General features: G+C 46.5%; 14 protein-coding genes. 2 read left to right on the forward strand and 12 right to left on the reverse strand.

The window, feature by feature from the left end; all coding sequences use genetic code 11:
- Positions 1–3: 3 nt before the first annotated feature.
- The 3 genes from A3CY_RS0116960 to A3CY_RS0116970 form a co-directional block, all read right to left on the reverse strand.
- Positions 4–3,723, reverse strand: coding sequence for a SusC/RagA family TonB-linked outer membrane protein (locus tag A3CY_RS0116960; protein ID WP_026207798.1), 3,720 nt, complete (start codon positions 3,721–3,723; stop codon positions 4–6).
- Positions 3,724–3,829: 106 nt separating this feature from the next.
- Positions 3,830–4,996, reverse strand: a complete 1,167-nt coding sequence (locus A3CY_RS21495; protein WP_018339139.1) for a FecR family protein — start codon at positions 4,994–4,996, stop codon at positions 3,830–3,832.
- A gap of 119 nt (positions 4,997–5,115) precedes the next feature.
- Positions 5,116–5,679: an RNA polymerase sigma-70 factor gene (locus tag A3CY_RS0116970; protein WP_018339140.1), complete on the reverse strand. Its 564-nt coding sequence runs from the start codon at positions 5,677–5,679 to the stop codon at positions 5,116–5,118.
- 201 nt (positions 5,680–5,880) lie between these two features.
- On the opposite strand from A3CY_RS0116970, the gene A3CY_RS0116975 reads away from it, so the two are divergent.
- Positions 5,881–6,285: a type II toxin-antitoxin system HicB family antitoxin gene (locus tag A3CY_RS0116975; protein WP_018339141.1), complete on the forward strand. Its 405-nt coding sequence runs from the start codon at positions 5,881–5,883 to the stop codon at positions 6,283–6,285.
- A gap of 92 nt (positions 6,286–6,377) precedes the next feature.
- Here the strand turns inward: A3CY_RS0116975 and A3CY_RS0116980 are convergent, their stop codons facing one another.
- The 6 genes from A3CY_RS0116980 to A3CY_RS0117005 form a co-directional block, all read right to left on the reverse strand.
- A complete protein-coding gene (locus A3CY_RS0116980; protein WP_018339142.1) occupies positions 6,378–8,675 on the reverse strand; it encodes a Gldg family protein in 2,298 nt (765 codons plus the stop codon).
- Between the two features lie 26 nt (positions 8,676–8,701).
- A complete protein-coding gene (locus A3CY_RS0116985) occupies positions 8,702–9,625 on the reverse strand; it encodes an ABC transporter ATP-binding protein (protein WP_026207799.1) in 924 nt (307 codons plus the stop codon).
- A gap of 162 nt (positions 9,626–9,787) precedes the next feature.
- Positions 9,788–10,687, reverse strand: a complete 900-nt coding sequence (locus A3CY_RS0116990; RefSeq protein WP_018339144.1) for a zinc-binding metallopeptidase — start codon at positions 10,685–10,687, stop codon at positions 9,788–9,790.
- Between the two features lie 20 nt (positions 10,688–10,707).
- Positions 10,708–12,132, reverse strand: a complete 1,425-nt coding sequence (locus A3CY_RS0116995) for a RagB/SusD family nutrient uptake outer membrane protein (RefSeq protein ID WP_018339145.1) — start codon at positions 12,130–12,132, stop codon at positions 10,708–10,710.
- Between the two features lie 26 nt (positions 12,133–12,158).
- A complete protein-coding gene (locus A3CY_RS0117000; protein WP_018339146.1) occupies positions 12,159–15,755 on the reverse strand; it encodes a SusC/RagA family TonB-linked outer membrane protein in 3,597 nt (1,198 codons plus the stop codon).
- A 79-nt stretch (positions 15,756–15,834) separates the two neighbouring features.
- On the reverse strand, positions 15,835–17,061 hold the full coding sequence (locus A3CY_RS0117005; protein ID WP_018339147.1) for a FecR family protein: 1,227 nt from the start codon (positions 17,059–17,061) through the stop codon (positions 15,835–15,837).
- A 133-nt stretch (positions 17,062–17,194) separates the two neighbouring features.
- Between A3CY_RS0117005 and A3CY_RS0117010 the strand changes: the two genes are divergently transcribed.
- Positions 17,195–17,692: an RNA polymerase sigma factor gene (locus A3CY_RS0117010; RefSeq protein WP_018339148.1), complete on the forward strand. Its 498-nt coding sequence runs from the start codon at positions 17,195–17,197 to the stop codon at positions 17,690–17,692.
- Here the strand turns inward: A3CY_RS0117010 and A3CY_RS0117015 are convergent.
- From A3CY_RS0117015 to A3CY_RS0117025, 3 genes are read right to left on the reverse strand one after another with little or no spacing between them, the layout of a single operon-like run.
- Positions 17,689–18,960 carry a TlpA disulfide reductase family protein gene (locus A3CY_RS0117015; RefSeq protein WP_018339149.1) on the reverse strand — a complete coding sequence of 424 codons (1,272 nt, stop codon included), beginning with the start codon at positions 18,958–18,960 and terminating at the stop codon, positions 17,689–17,691. The genes A3CY_RS0117010 and A3CY_RS0117015 overlap by 4 nt on opposite strands.
- A gap of 46 nt (positions 18,961–19,006) precedes the next feature.
- Positions 19,007–19,396 carry a hypothetical protein gene (locus A3CY_RS0117020; RefSeq protein WP_018339150.1) on the reverse strand — a complete coding sequence of 130 codons (390 nt, stop codon included), beginning with the start codon at positions 19,394–19,396 and terminating at the stop codon, positions 19,007–19,009.
- A gap of 51 nt (positions 19,397–19,447) precedes the next feature.
- A complete protein-coding gene (locus tag A3CY_RS0117025) occupies positions 19,448–21,589 on the reverse strand; it encodes a Tex family protein (protein WP_018339151.1) in 2,142 nt (713 codons plus the stop codon).
- Between the last annotated feature and the right edge of the window lie 310 nt (positions 21,590–21,899).

Genomic DNA, 21,899 nt, shown 5'->3' on the forward strand with positions numbered 1-21,899 from the left:
AATTTAGAATGTTACATTTAAATTCATTGAAAAAGTCGGGCAAAGAGACATGTTAATAGATGGAGCTGATCCCGATTGAACAGCCGGATCCTGTCCCTTCAACTTTTTATCACAAATCATGAATAAGTTCGTGCACGAGAAACCGATATACGCTGACTTCATATACAGTTTTCTCGCGAAAGCATCCGGTACATTATAACGCAACGACAAAGATTGCATCTTCAAGTAATTACCGCTGACTACCCGAATATTGGAATTATCCCACATATTCCAAAGATTCTTCCCGAAATTATAAGGTTCTTCCACGCACCACATTCCCATCGTCTGTCCAAACCTCCCACCGGAAACAATACCCGGAATCGTTGTTTTACGTTCATCACCGGGATATCTCCAACGATTTATAAACTCTTTCCTCGCGTTCGCCGCCGGCTGCGGAGCGATAGTCCCGTACGTGCTTTCCAAATCCGGATACATCTTCAACAGACGCACCTTAGAACCCAAACTATAAGCCAAATTAAACGACAGCGTTAATCGACGATAGGTAAAACTATTAGTCAACCCTCCCTGGATAACAGGCACACGAGTTCCGGAATGTTCCAATACCGTGGTAAACACATCATCACGCTCCATGGAATCATACAAAGCCTTTCTATCCAGAACAACATTTCCCTCCTCGTCATAATCATACTGGTCCACATCGTAAAACATCGGGCATCCGTCAGTCGGATCCAATCCTTTAAATTTATACGAATAGAAAGTATTCAAGGGGCGTCCCACGATCTGTGCACTACCATTCAAATAATTTTCATAAGTGTACCGGTCATGCATAGATTTATCTTTCACCTTCCGGCCTTTCGTCAACTGATTCAACACCTGCCCCAATTGAGGGTCGAAAATCCACCGGAAACCATTCGGATTCTCTGCCGAAATCGTGTTCACGGGAATGACTCTCAATGAAAACTCGAAACCCTTGTTTTCCAATGTTCCCTTATTCAACACGTAATCTTCTCGCCCGTTAACCCGTGATATGGTCTTCGTCAGGAAAGTATCATTTGTCTTTTTATAATAATAACTAACACTGGCAGATAACCTTCCCTTGAACAAATCGAAATCCAACTGCACGTTCGTGGAAGCCGTTTTCTCCCATTTCAACCCGGGATTCGGGAAAGTGTACACGTAAGAGGCATATTCACCCAAAGTTGAATTCATATCTCCCTTGCGTATAACCAACTTCGAACTTTCAGTCTCCAGCATATTCCCTTGATAACCAAAAGAAGCCCGTAAAGATAAACTTCCCAACCAATCAATTCCCTCGAACAAATCCTCCTTGATATTCCAACGTCCCGACACGGACCATATAGGAGTAATTTTATCATTCGCTTTCGTTCCAAACTTATTAGAAGTATCAAAACGCATATTCGCGTTAAACATATACAACCCCTTGTAATCATACGATAACGAAGCGTAACCGGAAATCAAATTAGTCTTGGAATCCGAAAATATACCTCTCGCCTCGCTAGACTGAGTCCACCGGCGAAAAGCCTGATAATAAGCTAAATCAATTTCAGAAACCATCAAACCCCGATCCGGAGTATATCCCCGGTACGTTTTACGCGAACCCGTGTAATGGCTGGAAGAAGCCTCCGCACCGACGGTCGCCACGATTTGATGATTATTCTCCATATCCAAATACTTGTTGAAATCCAGTTGGGCACGCAACGTCCAAGATTCGTTATCCGTATTTTCCTTCTTCAACTCGCCTCCCACGGGACACTCGTTCACCCGATCCTCATCCTTATCGGGATCCTTTAACAAACTATCCGTACGCCTCAATTTTCTCACGTAAAAAGACTCCTGTCCATACCAAGTATCTACGTCTGTTGAAGAAGTCGAATAAGCAAAAGTCACCCCCAACTTCAAAGGCTCAATCACACGCCAATCAACCATAGCATTCACGCTCATACTTTTAGACTTCATATCATACGAACTATTATTCATTTCATTGATAATACTATACGGACACCAGTCTATCGAGCTCCCCGTACTATTGCCCCTACGTTTATAATACCATAAACTGCCATCCTCGTTAAAAGCCGGAAGAGCCCTGCTCGTGTTGTAAGCATATCCCAACACATCCACCTCCGAGGGAGTATAAGTTCGATCGGATACATTTCCGCTCATACCGAAACGCAACGTAACATTATTCAAATTAGCTGTCAAATTCACACTCGTCGTGTAATTCTTCATACCTTCGCCTTTCGTCGTTCCCTGGCTATCGTTGTATCCTAAAGAAGCGTAATACTTTAACGAAGAAGAGCCTCCCGAAATTCCCAGGGTATGCCTATGAGACCAGGAATTCTGTAATAACAAATCCAACCAATCCGTGTTCATCGACTCGTACCGTCCCACCTCACGCTGGAACTGATTAAAATCTATCCGGTCATTCCAATAGTCGCGTAGTGCACCCTCGTATCCGACCCAAGAATCAAGCGTGTTATACGTAATCCCCTTCTCGACCAATTCCCGGGATAAAGCGATTCGCTCCCTTGAATTCATCATATTCACGCTTTTATCCCCGTAATGCGGACGGCGCGTAAAAGTTCCAGCGACAGAATAACTAATCGAAGGAGGTCCTTCTTTCCCTTTTTTAGTCGTGATCACAATTACACCGTTTGCAGCACGCGCCCCGTAAATAGCTGTAGCCGAAGCGTCCTTCAACACATCAATCTGCTCAATATCCTCCGGATTCAAACCGGAAATAGCATTTCCCAACAAATTCACGAAATCCAAATCATTAATCTGCGCCGGGTCAATATCCACCGGATCCTGCTGAATAATTCCATCCACCACCCAAACAGGTTCTTGATTCCCCAAAATAGTAGAAGTTCCCCGGATTCTCAAACGAGGCACAGCCCCCACCTGACCTGAATTCTGCATAAAAATCATTCCCGGCACATGTCCCTCCAACATTTGGTCTATCGTATTTAATCCCGGCACGACAATCTCCTCGGCCTTGATCGACGTCACGGCACTTGTTAATTTTCGTTTATCAATCGTCTGGTATCCCGTACTTACGACAACCACCTCATCCAAAGCTACATCCGCTTCCTTCATCACCACGTCGATCGTATCCTTACCCGTGTAAGCGACCTCACGATTTTCCATGCCCACAAAAGAGAACAACAAAGTAAACTTTTCCATCATCGGCAAACTCAAAACATACCGTCCCTCAGCGTTTGTCACCGTCCCCAGGGTCAACCCCTTCACCAGCACCGTCACCCCCGGAAGAGGAAGTTTCTGTTCGTCCGTTACCCTTCCCACGATACGGATATTTTTCTTCTGTTCGTCATCCGCCACTTTCACCCCACGTTTCACCACGATAACATTCCCCCTGAAACTGTACACCAAATCCGTCCCTTCAAAAATACGCTTCAACACGCTCTCCACTGTTTCGCTCTCTGCCTTGACAGACAATCTCCCCAATTGGTTCGTCTGTTCCGTGTTAAAAAGAAAATGTAAATCAGTCTGTCGTTGAATCTCATCAAACAACATTTTCACCGTTACATTCTTCATGTCCAAACTCACTCTCTCTTGCTGGGCAAAACTACTCGCCGAAAGAGAAAACGTAAACCCGATCATTAAAACGAGAAACACTCTCATAATTTTCCCAAATTTGCGTCCACATTCCCACAAGAATGGAGGACAAGTTCCAATTTTTTCCATACATTTGTGATATAATAATTAACAATTATCAACAAGCCTCGCTCCAATAAGGCTCAATGATGATTAAAAACAAACGGGAGGTGCTTCCAACGCCTTCCGTTTTTTATTATCGTGAAACTATTACAGTACGTCCCTTCACCGAGAACAACACACCCGTTGCATCGGTAATAACATCAAAAATATTTTGTATTTCTTTATACCTTCCCAAGTATCCCGAAAAATGCAATTGCTTCACGGACTCCGTCTGGTAAAACACCTCCACGTCATACCACAAAGAAAGGGTATTCATTATATTCTCCAGCGTTTCCTCCTCGAAAGCAAAAATACCCTTCACCCAAGCCAGATACTGCCGGGGATCAACCTCTCGAATCGCCATAGCACCATCTTTCGGGTCAAAACAAGCAAGCTCTCCCGGCTTCAGGACACATTCATCACCGGAACGAATAGCCTTAATCCCTATTTTCCCGCTTTCCAAAACCGTTTGCACCCCTTCCGGTCGCCGCGTATTCACGTTAAACGAAGTACCATACACCCGCACCTGCACCTCGTCAGTCATCACGTAAAACGGGCGGGCAGAATCCGTCGCCACCTCGAAATAAGCCTCCCCAGAAAGAAAAACCCGACGTTCCCTCTCGTCAAATATCTCCGGGTATCTCAAATCCGTGGCTGAATTCAAAGTAACCCGGGTTCCATCTGACAGAGTTAAATGAAACTCTCCTCCCCGGGGAATTTGCAATACATTATACTTCAACTCAAATTTATTCCCGTTCCCGTTATTCTCGTAAACCAACCCGTCACCCGTCCTGTGCGCCACTCTCCCTGCGTCCAATCTTATCTCGCTTTTCTCGAACTCCTCCAAAGACACTTTCACCCCATCGGAAAGAATCAACGTCGCCTTATTCATCCCGGGATGGATCACCTCACTGACCCGTTCCGGTCCCGAAGCAGTATCTTCACCCGCAAGCCAAACAGCAATCCCGATCGCAACCGGAATAATCGCCGCCGCCACATACCTCAACACACGTGTGAATAACTTAGGCTTTCTCGCTTGAGTCCGACTCAAGAAACAACTCCACCCCTTTTCCATATCGATATCACGGAATTCCGAAAACTCCGAAGCAAAACGTTCATCCCGCAACATCTCTTGGAAAAAACGACGATTTTCTTCCCGTTCTTCCACCCACCGCTCCAACACGACTTTCTCCTCGTCGGAAATCGTACCCGCCAAGTAAAGGCGAATCAATCGAACAACATTTTCATTATACACATTCATACTATATCTCCATTTTAGACATAATACGACAAGGGTATAAAAAAGAGGTAAAAGAAAAATTACTTTTTCACGAAAAAATATCAACGACTTGATTACAAAAAAGAAAAAAATACAAGAAGCTAAATCAACTTAAATAATAAAGCCAAAAACAACACAGTCCCTAAACGCTCTTTCAAAAAACACATAGCGTTCCTCTTGTGCGCTTTCACGGTTTGAACAGACAAGGACAATAATACGGCAATCTCGCCATTCTTTTTGCCTTGCAAATGCAACTCGAACACCTCCCGGCAACGATCAGGCAACTCACTTACGGCTATATACAACTCCCTGTAAATTTCCTCCTTCATCAAACCATACTCCCCATCTTCTCCCTCGTTTTGGTTCTCCATCATGTAAATAACATAACGCTCCTCCACGGCCTTGTGTTTCAAATAATCCAGGCACTTATTATTCACTAAGTCATATAAATACGTACGAAATCCATGATAAGAATTAAACACTTTACTCCCCTCCCATATAGTGATAAAAACCTCCTGCACGATATCCTCGGCAACCTCCTTCTGTTGCACCCGACGCGTCGCGTACAACACCATATAACTATAAAATCGTTCAAACAACTCCCGGTAACCCGAAACCTGCTTCACGTTTATTTGCCGAATAAATTCACTATCAACATTACCCATACCAACAATTAAAATCGGTCATACATTGTACACTTACTCGTTTTATTCATGCACATTCACTTGTATTTCGTGCAAATATACGATTTCTTTTTTACATTCCCCATCAAAAGAACGAAAACGTTACTTTTTCATTCTCTAAAATTTGCATAATTGTAACGGAAACGTTATCTTTGTAGCGTCAATTAAATAAAACAAGCAAGTATGAAAACTATCAAGGCTATTATCGAAAAGGCGAACGACGGGGGAATATCCGTCTACTCGGAAGACGTAGACGGAGCTTACGGATTCGGTCTCACGGAGCAAGAAGCGAAAGACGATTTTATTTCCGTGCTTGAAGAACAAGCTGAATACTACAAAGAAAAACACGGGAAACTGCCTGCTTGGTTTCAATCCGGCTACTCCGTCAAGTACGTATACGATTTGAGCGGCTTCTTCGAAGCGTTCCCGTTTATCAACGCCAGCAAATTCGCTCGCGAGATAGGGATGAATGAATCCGTCATGCGAAAATACAAGGGAAAGATCGTGACCGCCTCGGAGAAACAAAAAGCGATCATCCAAGCTAAATATAACGCCATTATCGAAAGAATGACGGCCGTCAAATTCTGATATTACAGCCGGAGGCTCTGATATAAAACAAAGGACAATTGACAAGTGGCGCATCTGTGAGGATGCGCCACTCATTTTTCTTCATGTCACCTCTACCTTCCCCGTCTACGCAACCAAATCACGAGAGCCAAAACGATCATTAACGCCGGGATGATCCACCGCAGAATAATTGTCCACGTGGATGCCTCCCCTTCACTGAGATAAATCAAGTCATCAGGTGGGGTCGGGCGGCGCACGTCAATAGGTACCTCCCCGTCGGACAACCAAAAGAAACTACCCGGAATCAACGTGAAGTTACTAGCCTGAATACCCTTGTGACCGGAACTCAACTCGCCGTTACTGATACAGTCAGCATCCCCAAACACCAGCACTTTTTGCGTCCTTCCGTGCACCTCTCGAGTCAAAGCCAATATCGTAGTGTAGCGCTGCTGTACCTCGCCCGAAGCGGGATTCAAACGGACTGTGTCGTCCACGAAATCCGTGGTTTGCATCTCATTCCACACCAGCGAATCGGTCTCGAACAAAGGTATCGCCTTGTATCCCCTCTCCGGGTTAAATTCCAATCCGGACACACCGGGATTCACCACCACGTACCTTGACACGCTCATTTGATCGAAGTGGTAGATCAATTCCCGTCCCTCTTTCGTCGGTTCCACCACCACTAGGTCGGGAGCGTGATTATCCGAGATGCTCACCAATTGCCCGGGCACCAGCTTCACGCCAAACTCAGCCAGTAACGGGTTCATATACTCCCCGCGTTTCGGCTCGCTCAAGATCATCAAATTGCCCCCGCGAGCGATATATTGATCCAAGTTCGTTTTTTGTACAGGAGTCAACTCACTTCTCATCTCGGCAATCACCAGGATATTAATATCTCCCGGCATCTCGCCATCCAGATTCACCTCCACCACATCGAATCCTTGATTCAACAAAGCATAGCGGAACGGCTTGTCCCACGTGAAAGTATTGTAATCGCGGTCTCCAATCTTCTTCACGTCACGCTCACCGTGCCCCGTCAAGAAACCCACTTTCGGCAACTCCATCACCAACCGTTTAAAAGCAGCCGTGATCTCCGTCTCGAACGGGTGATGATACATATCGTTATACACGCGCAGGAAGGTCTTCTCCCCGCTCTCCCGTTCCAGCAAACGCACGAACTTATTGCCCTCCGGCCACAAATCAATCTGCTTCCGGATCTCTTCCGGCGTGAGGAACATCGTGGAATCCAAATGATAACCTTTCACCACCTCCCGGAACCGTTCTTTCGTGTTTTTACCCGGCCAACGCTCATCCTGTCGCGGGTCTGCAACCGTGTCGTAATAATACACGTATTTCATTTTGATCTCCGGTTTAAAGCGCACGTACTGGCGGAAACGTTCCTGATCCTGCTTGACCTGCCGGGGCATCCCCGTCCACAAATCATTCAAGTCCAATGCATTCACGTACGTTGTGATCGTCAATCCGCCTTCCATCTTCGCCACCACGCCTTGACTATTCTCTGTCAGTGTGTTCGATTTCGTCGCCGTGGTATCGTAATAAGTCATCAACACCGGACGGGAAGAAAAATACCCGATCACACTGGCAACCAACAATACGCCCGCGTACTTCCCGATCGTCATCGTCCACGGCGCTTTCTGGCGGTTTGCCTGCAAGCGAATTACCGTCAAGACCAAAAACAAGGCCGACACCGTGATGAAATAAATCACGTCCTCGCTACAAATCAAACCGCGGATGAACTCCCCGGAACGCCCCGAGATGGACAGCCAATAAGTAATCTCCCGTACCAACTCGAACTCCTGCCACAGATCTTTCACGTAGCTCAACAGACCGAGCACCACCAGCGTCATGATGGCTGCCACCACCTGGTATGACGTCAAGCTCGACATGAACAAACCCACCGCGGCATAAGCGCAAATCAAGAAATAGAGTCCCAACAAGCCCGACAACACCATCGGGAAATCGAAATCCTTAATCGTGAAAGCACCGAACAACGCGATCACCAGCAACACGAGAATCAACGCCAACCCGTAGATCATCATCGAGAGATATTTCCCGAGAATAATCTGCCAGTTCGTCACCGGCGACGAGTACAACAATTTAATCGAACCGCTACTCAATTCCCTACTCATCAACCCCATCGTCAAGAGCGGGATGTAGAGATAAAGGTAACCTTGCACGGTCGTGAATAACCCTCCCCAAGGATTAGCAAACAATCTGGAAGTGATCGACGACATCGGATACCCCAATTCTTGGGATTGTACATACGCTTCTATATTTCCCATGAAGTTCGTCACCGCTTGGAATGCAAAAATCACGAGAATCAACCAGGCTATCGGCGAATAAAAGAGCGTCTGCAGCTCCATCTTCGCTATCTTATATATCTTTTTCATGCTATAATCTTCTTTATCCGTTTACGCTATTTCTTTGATAATTCTGCAAATATGGCATCCAGCGAACTCTTCTCCAGGTTCAGCCCGTTCAAACGCCAACCACGGGCAGCACTCACCTCTGCCACCTTTTCCAATGCCTCCTGCGCATCGGTAAAATGAAGACGATACCTCGTCCCCCCTAACTCTTCCACCTGAAGCACGCCCGGAATACCAGATCGTAAATCCTCCACCGGCGGGCGGGCGATCAACGACACCTCCACCGTGCTAGGAACGATATAATTATCAAACTCGTCCACGCTTCCGGAAAATACCAGCGTTCCCTGCTCGATCATACGGATATATCCACAGGTAGCCTGCACCTCCGGCAAGATATGCGTGGAGAGAATCACGGTTCGATCTTCGGCAATATCCTTGATCAAGTGGCGCACTTCCACGATCTGATTAGGATCCAAGCCGTTCGTGGGTTCATCCAACACGACAATGGCAGGCTCGTGGATGATGGCTTGTGCGATTCCCACGCGTTGTTGGTATCCACCGGAAAGGTTATGAATCAACCGTTTCCGGAAATGGGTAATCCCGCAGCGATCCAACGCCTTGTCGATTGCCTTGTTCACCTCTTTGGTAGGAATATCCCGCATAAAGGAACAATACTCCAAATACTCTTCCACCGTCAAATCCATCTGCAACGGCGGTTGTTGTGGTAAGAAACCGATATGGCGCTTAGCCGCCACCGGATTCTCCCGCGTATTGATTCCCTTGATATAGACATTCCCCTCTGTTTGCTTGAGAACGCCACAGATGATGTTCATCATCGTTGACTTTCCTGCCCCGTTGGAACCCAACAGGCCATAAATACCGTTTTCACTAATCTCGAAACTGATGTCCCGCACCGCCCACTGCACACTATAGCGATGGGACAGTCTCTCTACCTTCAAGATCGACTCTTCCATAAACATCTAAATTAACTTGTTACAATGATTTATCCTATACTCTCAATAAATTTTAAAACACAACACACCCCTCAATCCATAAATCTAACCTTATGAACCTTATAAACTTTATAAACCTTACGAACCCAAGGAGAGGGGCGTGTCAAAACACGCCCACTCCGTCTAATACGTGGCTTCCCCTATCTTCTTTAAATCCACTTTATATTTAGTCAAAAACCAGTTACGCAATATATCGTATTTCCGTTTTATCAAAGGATACTTCGTGAGATAATCCCCCCACTCTTCGGCTGTCCTGGTAAGCATGGCATACATAAAATTTTGTAAATCATTTCCTGAATCAACTAACTTCGTTTGATAATGCACATAAAGACACCAGCTAAAACTATATCTATTCTGATAAGCATACCACTGCGGCATAAACCCTCGAGCCAAAGCAAAGTCCGGATCATCGGGATTCTCCGGATCATAATCCTTGGCAGCCCGAGTATAGTCGCTCACCTTGTAAAACTCCTCCGGGAACTCCAAAGTTCCGGCAGTACGCCAATAATTCCACAAGCATAACTGCAAATTATTCTTGTAAATTCGTTTCTCCTCCGCCGACAGATTTTTCAATTCTTCCGAACAATTATTCAAGTAAAGCGATTGACCATTATTACCCATAGTTGCAAAGTCACACGTACTATAAGTTGTACTTATAGATTTAGCAACCATAATCTTATAGGGCATATACTTCACGTGAAACTCCGTAGGATAGAGATCAAACCAAATATCTTCCAGGAGATCCAGCACAACATCCATACATTGAGGATCAACTTTTTCATAAATATAGCTATTATTGGTTTGCGATAAACCGTACAGAAAATCCGGCTGCGTATATTCGTACAAAATGTAACTTTTATACGAATTGTAATACTCCACGATCCGACTGTCTGCCGGAGATTTCCCTTGCGGCAACACGTAATCCTGCGACAACGTTCCCACGTTGTTCACCTTATCTTCGTCTGTGCAAGCCACGCACCCGAGCAGACATAAGACTATCAAATATAAATTTATTTTCTTCATCTCTATTACAGATTAAACGGTTATTTAAGTACACCTTCCCGCTCCGGAGCCTTGGCGGAAGCGTTTTGCACCAACTGAATATTTTTATTGACGACATCCAGCGGAAAGGGCAAAGTGTACATCGGATCCTTCTCTTTCAAGGTGTATATTCTGTATTGATCCTCCTTCCGCTGTTTGAACTCCCGGGTAATAGACGGCATTCCGTAGCGACGCAAATCGAACCAACGGTGAAACTCATAGCACAACTCCAGGCGACGCTCCTGACGTATTTTCTCCAGTAATCCCGTCGTACTCGTCTCGTCCGCATAGCCCATGATACGATGGCGGCGCAACTCGTTCAAATCTGCCAACGCCCCGCTCTCGTCCGTGTTTGTTGTCGACAACACCTTGGCTTCCGCTCTTGTCAGGTATGCTTCCGATATTCGGATAGCATTTGCCGGAGTCTTCGCTCCGCCACCTTGGCCAAGTTCTCCCGGGCAGAGTTGTTTATGTACCCAAGTGGCATCAGCCGGGAACCAAAAGTCCCTACGCTTGTCGCCTGCCGTAAATCCGGTCAACAGATCCTCGGTAGGGCACAACTGGGGTTCAATGTAAGTATATCCATACAACCACTCTACTTCGGAGAGATCATACCTAGCCAAGCTAAATTCTTTTTCCCCGTAACTCATCTTCGTGTAGTCACTCAACCCCTCGGCAGATTCTATGGCACGAGTAGCGGCAATGATGCTCTTGTCGTACTCCTCCATGTAGAGGTAAGCCCGAGCCAGCAGGATATCCACGGTTGTCCCGTTCATCCGGTAATTACCCCTCGTCTTCGGGTATTTAGCGAATAATTTGGAAGCCTCTTCCAGATCTGCCACGATCTGGTTATACACCTCTTCCACCGTGCTCCGGGCAATCCCGTTCTCCACCAAAGCAGCCGTCAGCTTCAAAGGCACACCTAAAGCCTTCTTGTTATAGTTATAAGGCTCCCCAAACATATTCACGATCCGAAAATACCCAAAAGCACGCAAACCCAACGCCTCAGCCCGAATCAGATCTCTATCCTGCTGCGATCCGACGGCATCCCCCACGCCGTCTAGTACAGCGTTGATTCCCATGATTTGCGTATAGGTGTATTCGTACCCATCGTCTATGGCATTCTCTTGTTCCCACATATCCGGTTGCCAAGTAAAGACACGAAGCTGAGATGCCGGTCCCCAGATATAATTACCCGTTGGTAAACTACTCTCGTTCAATTTCAAATCATCTCCCAAGTAAAAAAGAACATTATAATTATATCGATATAATTTATACATATACATCATCAACAACTCGCTGTAATCTGTCGTGGTGGTCGGGATCGTCTCGTCCTGCGAGGACTCCTCCAAAAAATCCGAGCAAGCTCCCAGCATCAGCGAGAAGATCAAGCTCAACGTGACATATATATTTCTATACTTTCTCATCTCTTTATCTATTTAATCGTTAATCACTAGAACATCACCTGAACGGAGAATGAAGTTACCCGCCGGGTTGGCCAGTTGCCCGTTTCCGGATCCAACCCGTCCCATTTCTTGTCGGATACCCACATGAACGGGTTCGTCATACTCAACTTCAATTGCAAATAACTCAACCCCATCGGGCGCAACGCCTTCTCGCCAAAATTATAAGCCAACGAAAGCGAGCGACAACGAATAAAGTCCGTGTTGGCTACCCGCAAATCGGATAGATTATACATCACGTAGGAACTTTCTCCCGATCTGTAATTCGCCGCCAAAACAGTATTGTCCGGGAAAGAGATAATATCATTGCGACTGCCAATGCCGGGAAGTGAAGGTATATTCGTGTTATCTCCCACTTTTTTCCACCGGTTCAATAATTTCTTGGAAGCATTTTGGTGCGGACGAGGGAGTCCGTCTCTGGTTGTGGTAGCCTCGTAAAGATTCGGCAGACGATCGTGTCCACCCCATTGCACGGCAAACAGGGCATAAAGGGTAATATTTTTATACTTGAACATCGTGTTCAATCCACCCGAGAAATCCGGGGTAAACTTACCCGACTTCACCATGAAATCCCTGATGTCCTCCACGGATTCCAAATCCATGTGCTTGAAGCGAGGACGTCCATACTCTTGCTCCAACTCGTCAAACACGTAAGAGTAAAACGTGGAAAAAGCATTGCCGTCCACGATACAATTGCCATCCAAGTAATCATCCAACAGGTTCGTCCGGCTATTCTTGGTCACCTTATTCTTGGTTACCGCCGTGTTCAACGACAATTGCCACGTGAAATCCTTCGTTCGCACGGGCACCACGTTAATCACGAAATCATACCCGGAATTCTCCATCGTGGAACCGGAAACAATCCCGTTGGACACCCCGTTCTCCAAAGCCACCCCCTTGGACGAAAGCACATCACTGATCTTTTTAAACCAGTTGAAATTGAAATTCACCCGACCATCCAGGAATGCGGCATCAATCCCCACGTTCCAAGTCTTCGTCTTTTCCCAACCGAGATCCGGGTAAGGCAAAGAAACGATCTCCAACCCGTAAGAGTTATATAAATTCTCGTACACGTCGGTAGCGATCAATTCCGGCGACACCGTGCTCACCGCATTTCCCTGGTACCCATAAGAGCCGTAAACATCCAAATTATTCAGCCACCAGTGTCCCCTCAGAAAGTGCTCGTTGCCCACCCGCCATTTCAATCCGGCTGACCAAGTCGGTTGAAAGCGCTTGTTCTTATCCTGACCGAAACGGTTGGAAGCATCGAAACGCCCGCTCAAGTTCAACACGTACCGGTCATCATAAGCGTAAACAACCATCGCGTACTCGCTCAATGTATTCTCGATGCGATTCAGTACGGTATGCCCTCCCGAAACTTTACTAATATTATCTCTACCGTACTGTGTATTGGCATATTGGTAATACACGGTCGGCGGTATGGCAAACGTTTCTCCCCGATCCGGCATATATCCCCAGCGCATGTTGGTCTCGCCCTTGGTTTTAGAAGAATTGGTCTCGATACCCGCTTGCAAGGTGATCCGGTGTTTAGCGTCAAATATCTTGTTATATACCAACGCGTTCCGAGTCACGATAGTCGACACGTTTGTCAAATCCGTCTCCAACAAACCTCCCATCGGCAGGGGAGTCGAAATCGTCTCCGCACTGTTTGGGGCCACGGTTCCATACTCGTATCCACGAATCTCTGAAATATAATAGGAACGCTCCGTGGCATATTTCTTCGTGTCGGAAGAAGAGGAAGAATAGGAAAACATCCCCTGGTACTCCAAATCCCCGAATATCTGCCACTTCAAATCGAACGAAGTTCCCCACGTGCGGGTGTTATTATTACTTCCCGTGTGCTCCTTTTCATTGAGAATGTTATAATTATACGTCATCTTATTCTGAATGGCATCACTACTCCGACCGGATTTCTCGTGATAAAAAAGAGAACCATCCTCGTTATAACAAGGAATCACCCGGGACGTGCCGTAAGCATACGAGAAAGGATCCACCCCGTAGGCAAAACCGTCCACTTTACGCATACTACCGTTCACCGTCATGTTCACAATTAATTGCTCCCAGAGCTGTACCGTGGTATTTGAAGCCACAGTAAACTGGGATAAATTATTTCCTTTCGCTTCACCCAATTGACGGCTGTAACCGAAAGAAGTGCGGTTCTGAATCTTCTCCGATCCCCCGCTGATACTCAACGAATGGTTATGATTGAATGAATTGCGGAACAGTATTTTAAACCAGTCCGTGTTCTGGCGAGACATCTTCTGGTACTCCGTCTCCATCTCCTCCATTGTGATCCTCTTGTCCAAGTAACTCTTCAACAACCCCTCGAAACCAATCGGCAACACGACGTCCGTTGCGTTGAAGCATCTACGCTCCATATAAATATCCCGCGAAAGATCCATCCGCTCCGCCGAATTCATCAAGTCGTACAAGCCATAGTGCGGGCGCTGACCAATAGAAAAATCTCCGGAATAATTTATTTGCAATTTTCCAGCAGTCGCTTTCTTCGTCGTGACCACGATCACACCATTCGCGGCTTTCGACCCGTAAATAGCCGTAGCCGAGGCATCTTTCAACACCGTGATACTCTCGATGTCGTTCGGGTTCAACCAAGAGATGGCATTTCCCGCCAGTTGCTTGATGTCATCGGCATCCACCGAGAATTTCGTGTTATCTTCCGAGTTGAACGGTTGCGGGTCCCGTTGGATCACTCCGTCCACCACCCATACCGGCTCTTGACTGCCCAACAACGTGGAAGTTCCGCGCACCCGTACTTTAGGAGTGGCACCCACCTGCCCCGTCGAGTTCCGCACCAGCATACCCGGCACCACGCCTTGTAACATCTGATCCACAGAGGTAGCCCCCGCCATCATAATATCCTTGGCTAACACCGTGGTGCTAGCCCCCGTGTAATTTCCCTTGGAAACACTACCGTAACCTGTCACTACCACTTCATTCATTTGCTTCACATCCTCCCGCATGACCACGTTTATGGTATCTTTCCCCGCGTACACGACCTCCCGGGTTTCCATTCCCACGAAAGAAAACAACAAAGTAAGTTTCTCCATCGTCGGCAAATTCAAAACATATCTTCCCTCCGCGTTTGTCACCGTCCCCAGGGTCAACCCCTTCACCAGCACCGTGACTCCCGGAAGCGGAGCCTTGCCATCCGTTACGAGTCCCGTGATCCTCAACGTTTTCACCCCCTCAACCGTGATGATAATCTTTCCATCCTTCTCCACGCATCCCAAAGCCGTCCCCTTCAGGCACGCTTTCACCACCTCCAACACGGACTTGTTTTTCACATCTAGTGTAACTCGTCCCTTCTCCTTCATAACCTCTTCGGAGCGGAACATCACCAAATTATCACACAAACGATTCACTTCATGTAATGCCTGCAAGACAGACACATCCGTCACTTTAAGAGAAATTCGCTTCGTCTTTTCTTGTCCATAGACTTCCGTATTCATAAAAGACAATATCCCCACGACATAAACGATAAAGGATAATCGCCTGAGACAACAGGAAAGCCTACAAAACATTTTCAGTTTCGCATTTTTTTTCATAGATTTGTAAATAATTTAATTAAACGATTTGCCTTGCTTCTAACAAGGTTTTTTCCGAAGCTGCCCCACAGCTTCGGTTTTATTTTTTCGTTATATACACGTTCTTACCTACAACGTTAAATACCGGTCCTCCCGCCAAAGTCAAATTCTCCAACACCGTCTCCAACTTCTCGTCCTTGTTGATCAGACCGTTAAACGTATACTTTTCCATCCGCGAGTCCTTACAAATAAAATTCACCCCGTACCAGCGGGACAACGTCCGCAAAACCACCTCCATATCCTCCTCCGTGAAAATAAATTTACCATCCTTCCAGGCTACAATATTAGCGGCATTCACCGGCTGCACGGAGATAGCCTTGCTACCTTCATGCCACATGGCTTGCATCCCCGGTTCAAGCACGATCCTGGAAGCAGGCACATTTCCACCATCAGCAACCTCCACGGCGACACTTCCCTTCACCAAAGTCGTGAAAACACTTCGCTCGTCATGATAAGCTTTCACGTTAAAAGAAGTACCCAACACCCGCATTCTCAAACCATTCGCCTCCACGATAAAAGGCTTGCGCACATCCTGTTTCACCTCGAAATAAGCCTCTCCCCGTAATTTCACGACCCGCTCGTTTCCCACGAAACTAACCGGGAACTCCAGCTCCGAATCGGCATTCAACCACACCCGGGTGCCATCACTTAGCGACAAAAAATAATCGCCCCCGACATAAGTAATCACCCGGTTGAAAGTCTCCTCCACAACCTCGTCGGTCAAAAGAGAATCCCGTTTCACCTCATACGAAAGTTTACCACTCTCTCCCCGGATAATCGCCTGCTCCTGCTCCACCACTCCCGGAATATCATTAACCAAATCAATTTGAGCCCCGTCCGCCAATATTAACATCGCCCGGGTATTCATCTCCGGCTTCGCCGCAACGATCACGTTCTCCTCCACCGGGGTAACCCGAGTTCCCTCATCCGGTTTATTATTCAGCATAAACAACACGGCACCCGCCAAACACGCGGCAGCCACACTCCCGCTCCCCCATCTCAATAATCTCCTTGTCTGCCGTTTTCTCACCAAACGCCGGGCAATACTATTCCGCACAAGTACAAAATCAACCGATTCGTTGATTTGATCCTCCTTCCTCAATCTTTTAGAGATACTCTCCCCCCGCACGATTCGTTTATACAGTTGACGATTGTCCTCGCTTTCCCCCAACCAATCAGCCAGCACAGCCCGTTCTTCAAACGTCGCGCTCCTCAACCTGATCTTGACGATAATCTCTGCTAACTGTTTTGCTTTTGAATAATCCATAATAATCTTCTATTCGTTTATATAAAGACGTCGTGAAATAAAAACGGGATGAATCAAAATCAATTTTTTTTGAAAAAAATATCTTTTACGAAAATTAATACTATACTTGCAATTGGAAATCACACGATAACGCATGGAAGATTATTCAGCTTTAGAGAAATTTATTCGCGACCATTACGCATCCCTATGCGCGGTGGCTAGTCGTTTTGTCGATAATGACACCGCCCAAGACATCACCCAAGACGTACTTTTCAAGTTCTGGGAAAAACGGGAGAAATACATGAATATCGACTCGATCGACAACTTCCTTTTCATCATGATTAGAAACGAGGCAATAAGTCATCTTCGTCAAATGAAGCACGAGAGAGAACGATACGCCAAACTTCCGCGAGAAGAAAGTGAAGAACCGGCAATACTACACATTCTAATCGAAGAAGAATCCAACCAGATTCTGGTCAACGCCATCAATCAACTTCCACCCCAGGCAGCCCTCATCATACGCCTCGTCCTCTCCGGCTACGACAACAAAGAAATAGCACGCTTGATCGATGTCTCAATCAACACCGTCAAAACACTGAAATATGGTGCCATCCGCAAACTACGGGAATACTTCAATCATCACAAATTCTAACCCCACCCCGGCATTGAGGTAACTTCGTCATTCAACATTTCTTCCAATATATTTTCAACCTCCTCCGCTGTCGGACAAACAGCCAATATCTTTCCGTCCCGATCCACAAGGAAAGTCCCTCCTCCTGCTCCTTCCACGCAATACCTGAACCAAATATTCCCGATATCATTAATTTCGACTAAATTCAACCACGGATAACCATCTTGAAGTATCGCATTCTTTGCGCTATCCACACTTTTCTCCCGCGCCACTCCAATAATTGTAAAACCTTTTGATTTGTACTTTTCATACACCGGAATCATACTCTTCGAATGCTTTCGACAAGGTCCGCACCACGACGCCCATAAATCAATCAAAGCCACTTTACCATCAATCTGTTGCGACAACGTCACCGGATGTCCGTCAAGATCAGGTGCCGTAAAATCAATGTATTTCCCTCCTACTTCAATCTTCCTCAATGACTCAAGCATCATCGCGCTCAATGACGTATACGAATGTTCCGGAAACATCAGTTTATAAACCGAATAATACATATCCTCCAATCGTTGCAAATCCTTAAACGACAGCATATCGAATTCCCCAGGGAAACCATGTACCCGATATTTCATCAAACACCTCAAATCATCCATTAACAAAAAATACGAAACCAAAGAAGGATTACGATCAATATAATCCTCTTTCCATTTTTGCTCCTGTACACGTAAACACTTATTTTTCTCGTTCAGAGCCATCACTTGAGCCGTGTACACCTTCTTTTCCTTTTCCAATCGCAAATAAACAGCATTCAAACTATCCAATTTCAATCGATCCTCCTGAAACTGAAACATCAACTGCTGCAATTCCTTCGCCAATGGCGTGAAATAAAGATCTTGACGAACTAAAGAATCATATTGCGCAGATAGCGCTTGGAAATGAAACCTTCCCTCTTTATCTTTCAAATACATTTGATACTCGCCATTGATACTACCACCATGAATTTTCGGGACAAAACCGCCATCTTCAAAACAAATTTCAATATCCACCACTCCCGGTTCCGCGAAAAAATGAATAGGTCGATAAGCACTCTTTGCCAATTCATCGGCAAATATCAACTGGTACATCTTACACTCGTCCACCTCATGAACATATGTAAACTCCCCATCCCGCACAGGAATTATCACCTTAGGTTCTTGAACTCGACTATCGGCATCGTATTCCATCAACACCAATCTATGACTCCAAGGACGGTCAACAACCTTTCCCTTGATCACGCAACTTTTCTCGTCCACATGCCGTTCTAAACCGACCTCTAAAAAAATTCCTTGGATAACCCAATCATCCTCGTGCCCCCCCTTCCACGTAATCTATTTTCTTTTCACGTGCGTCCAAAGGTTCAAAATAAAGTTGAAAAGTCATCACACCGGATTCCGGTAAAAAAACTTTTTGGTTCAAATCAATCCCTTCCGCACTTAACAACCTATATTCTCGCCCACTATCTCCTTTTATAACCGTCCGTCCCGAAATTCGAAACCATTCTCCGGGGAAAGAATTCACTTGCCCTGTTACGATCGTCGCATTTCTCGCCATCTCGATTTTCACGACATCAAACATATATGTATTCGTGCTCTCGTACCGGGGAACTTCAATTACCTTATTTTGTCCCCAGCCTGTCATCGTTACGCCTATCCACAAGAACAAGCAGAAAATCAAACGATCATATCTCATACCTTTCTTTTTAATAACACTATTTTTCTCCCCCCTCCCCGAAACACGCAGTCAATCCCGCGGACATTGCTTGATTGACAACCCGATCCGTTTCCGGGCTTTATCCACTTGAGTCACCTTCACCATCACGTGCTGATTCAGCGAAAGCACCTCTGCCGGATTGGAAACATACTTGTCGGCAATCTCCGAGATATGCACCAACCCGTCCTGCTTCACGCCGATATCCACGAACGCCCCGAAATTCGTCAGGTTCGTCACGATACCCGGCACCACCATTCCCAATTCCAGATCATCGATCGTGTGAATATTCTCGGCAAAACTGAACACCTTCGCCACCGAACGAGGATCACGCCCCGGCTTTTTCAACTCATCCACGATATCCTTCAAGGTCGGCAACCCGATCCGCTCGTCCACGTAACGGGACAAATCGATCTTATCACAAGCCGCCTCGTTACCGATCAACGAGGTCAACGGTAATCCCAAATCTCTCGCCATACGCTCCACCACGGCATACGACTCCGGATGCACGGACGAATTATCCAACGGGTTCACCGCCCCCTCTATCCGCAAGAACCCGGCGCATTGCTCGAATGCCTTTTCCCCCATTCGCTTCACTTTCTTCAACTCGTTGCGACTGCGAAACGCTCCGTTCTCCTTGATGTAAGCCACCACGTTCTCTGCCAGCGAGGGTCCCAACCCGGAAACATACGTCAGCAAATACTTGCTCGCCGTGTTAACATTCACGCCAACCCGGTTCACGCAAGACTCAACCACCCGGTCGAGACTTTCTTTCAATTTCACCTGGTCGACATCATGTTGGTACTGTCCCACCCCGATAGATTTCGGGTCAATCTTCACCAGCTCGGCAAGCGGGTCCATTAAGCGGCGCCCGATAGACACGGCACCCCGTACCGTCACGTCATATTGCGGGAACTCGTCACGGGCGATCTTTGAAGCGGAATAAATAGACGCCCCGCTCTCGCTAACCACGAAAACCTGTATATCCCGGTCGTAGCGCAGGTTTTGGATAAAACGTTCCGTCTCGCGTCCGGCAGTCCCGTTCCCGATAGCAATAGCCTCTATCCGGTAAGAATTTACCAGATTCGTGATTTTGTTCGCCGCCTGCTTCACCTCGTTCTGGGGCGGATGCGGGTAAATCGTTTCATTATGCACCAAATTCCCGGTTTCATCCAGGCAAACCACTTTACATCCCGTGCGGAATCCCGGGTCAATCCCCAGCACCCGTTTATTACCTAACGGCGGGGCCAACAACAACTGCCGCAGATTCTCGGCAAACACCTTGATTGCCTCCTCGTCGGCTTTCTGTTTCCCCGTTTGCAAATATTCCGTTTCTATCGACGACAACAACAAGCGTTTATAACCGTCTTTCACCGCCACGGCTACCTGCTCGGCACTATCATTACGCGCTTTCACGAAAATTCGCTCCAACGATTCCAACGCCTCGTCATCCGGAATTTCAATCGCGACCTTCAATATCCCTTCCGCCTCTCCCCGTCGAATAGCCAACATCCGGTGCGAGGGAACCCTGCGTAACGGCTCGGAATAATCGAAATAATCGGTAAACTTCTCGCCCTCCGCCTCCTTGCCTTTCACCACTTTTGCCTTCACGACGGCAACCCGGTCAAAGAAACGGCGGACCGAATTGCGGGCTCGTTCGTTCTCGCTCACCCACTCGGCAATAATATCCCTTGCCCCCTGCAAGGCATCTTCCTCGCCTTCCACGTCGCCCTTCACGAAACGGGCAGCCTTCGTCCACACGTCCCCGTGTTCCTGCCGCATCAAAATAGCCGCCAAAGGCTCCAACCCCTTCGCTTTTGCCTTCGATGCCCGGGTCTGCTTCTTCGGTTTATAGGGCAAATAAATATCCTCCAATACCCGCGCATCCGTGCATTTCTCGATTTGTCCTTTCAATTCGGGGGTCAATTTATCTTGTTGTTCGATACTTTCCAGTACCGTCTTTTTCCGTTTTTCCAGTTCCTTGAATTGCTCGTAGATTTCCCGTCCCAACCCGACCTGCACCTCATCCATGCTCCCGGTCATCTCTTTCCGGTAACGGGAAATGAAAGGAATCGTGGCTCCCTCGTCCAGCAACCCTAACAAATTTTTCACGTATCTACTCTCAAAACCACTCTTTTGCGCCACGAAAGCGATCGGATCTATATAATATTCCATACATCATTTATTTTAGATGGCTAAGATACACACTCTTTATTTTAATCGATGCGTTTCTTGGCAAAATTATAAAAACATCGATCGACATACCTCTCTCACGGTATATTTCCCCGTGTCTTCTCCGACACTTCCCTATCTACCAACCGCTTGTTATTCGATTGCTATTCGATTATCATACGAGTAAAATGGTATAATAATACTTTTATAAAGGTTGATAAAATTGATAATGTATAGAGAAGTGTCGGGGAAGAGTCGGAGAAGACACGGGGAAAACATAGGGAAAAGTCATATTTTTGATAATTAAAAAAGC

Source organism: Butyricimonas synergistica DSM 23225 (assembly GCF_000379665.1).
In the GTDB taxonomy this organism is placed as follows: Bacteria; Bacteroidota; Bacteroidia; order Bacteroidales; family Marinifilaceae; genus Butyricimonas; species Butyricimonas synergistica.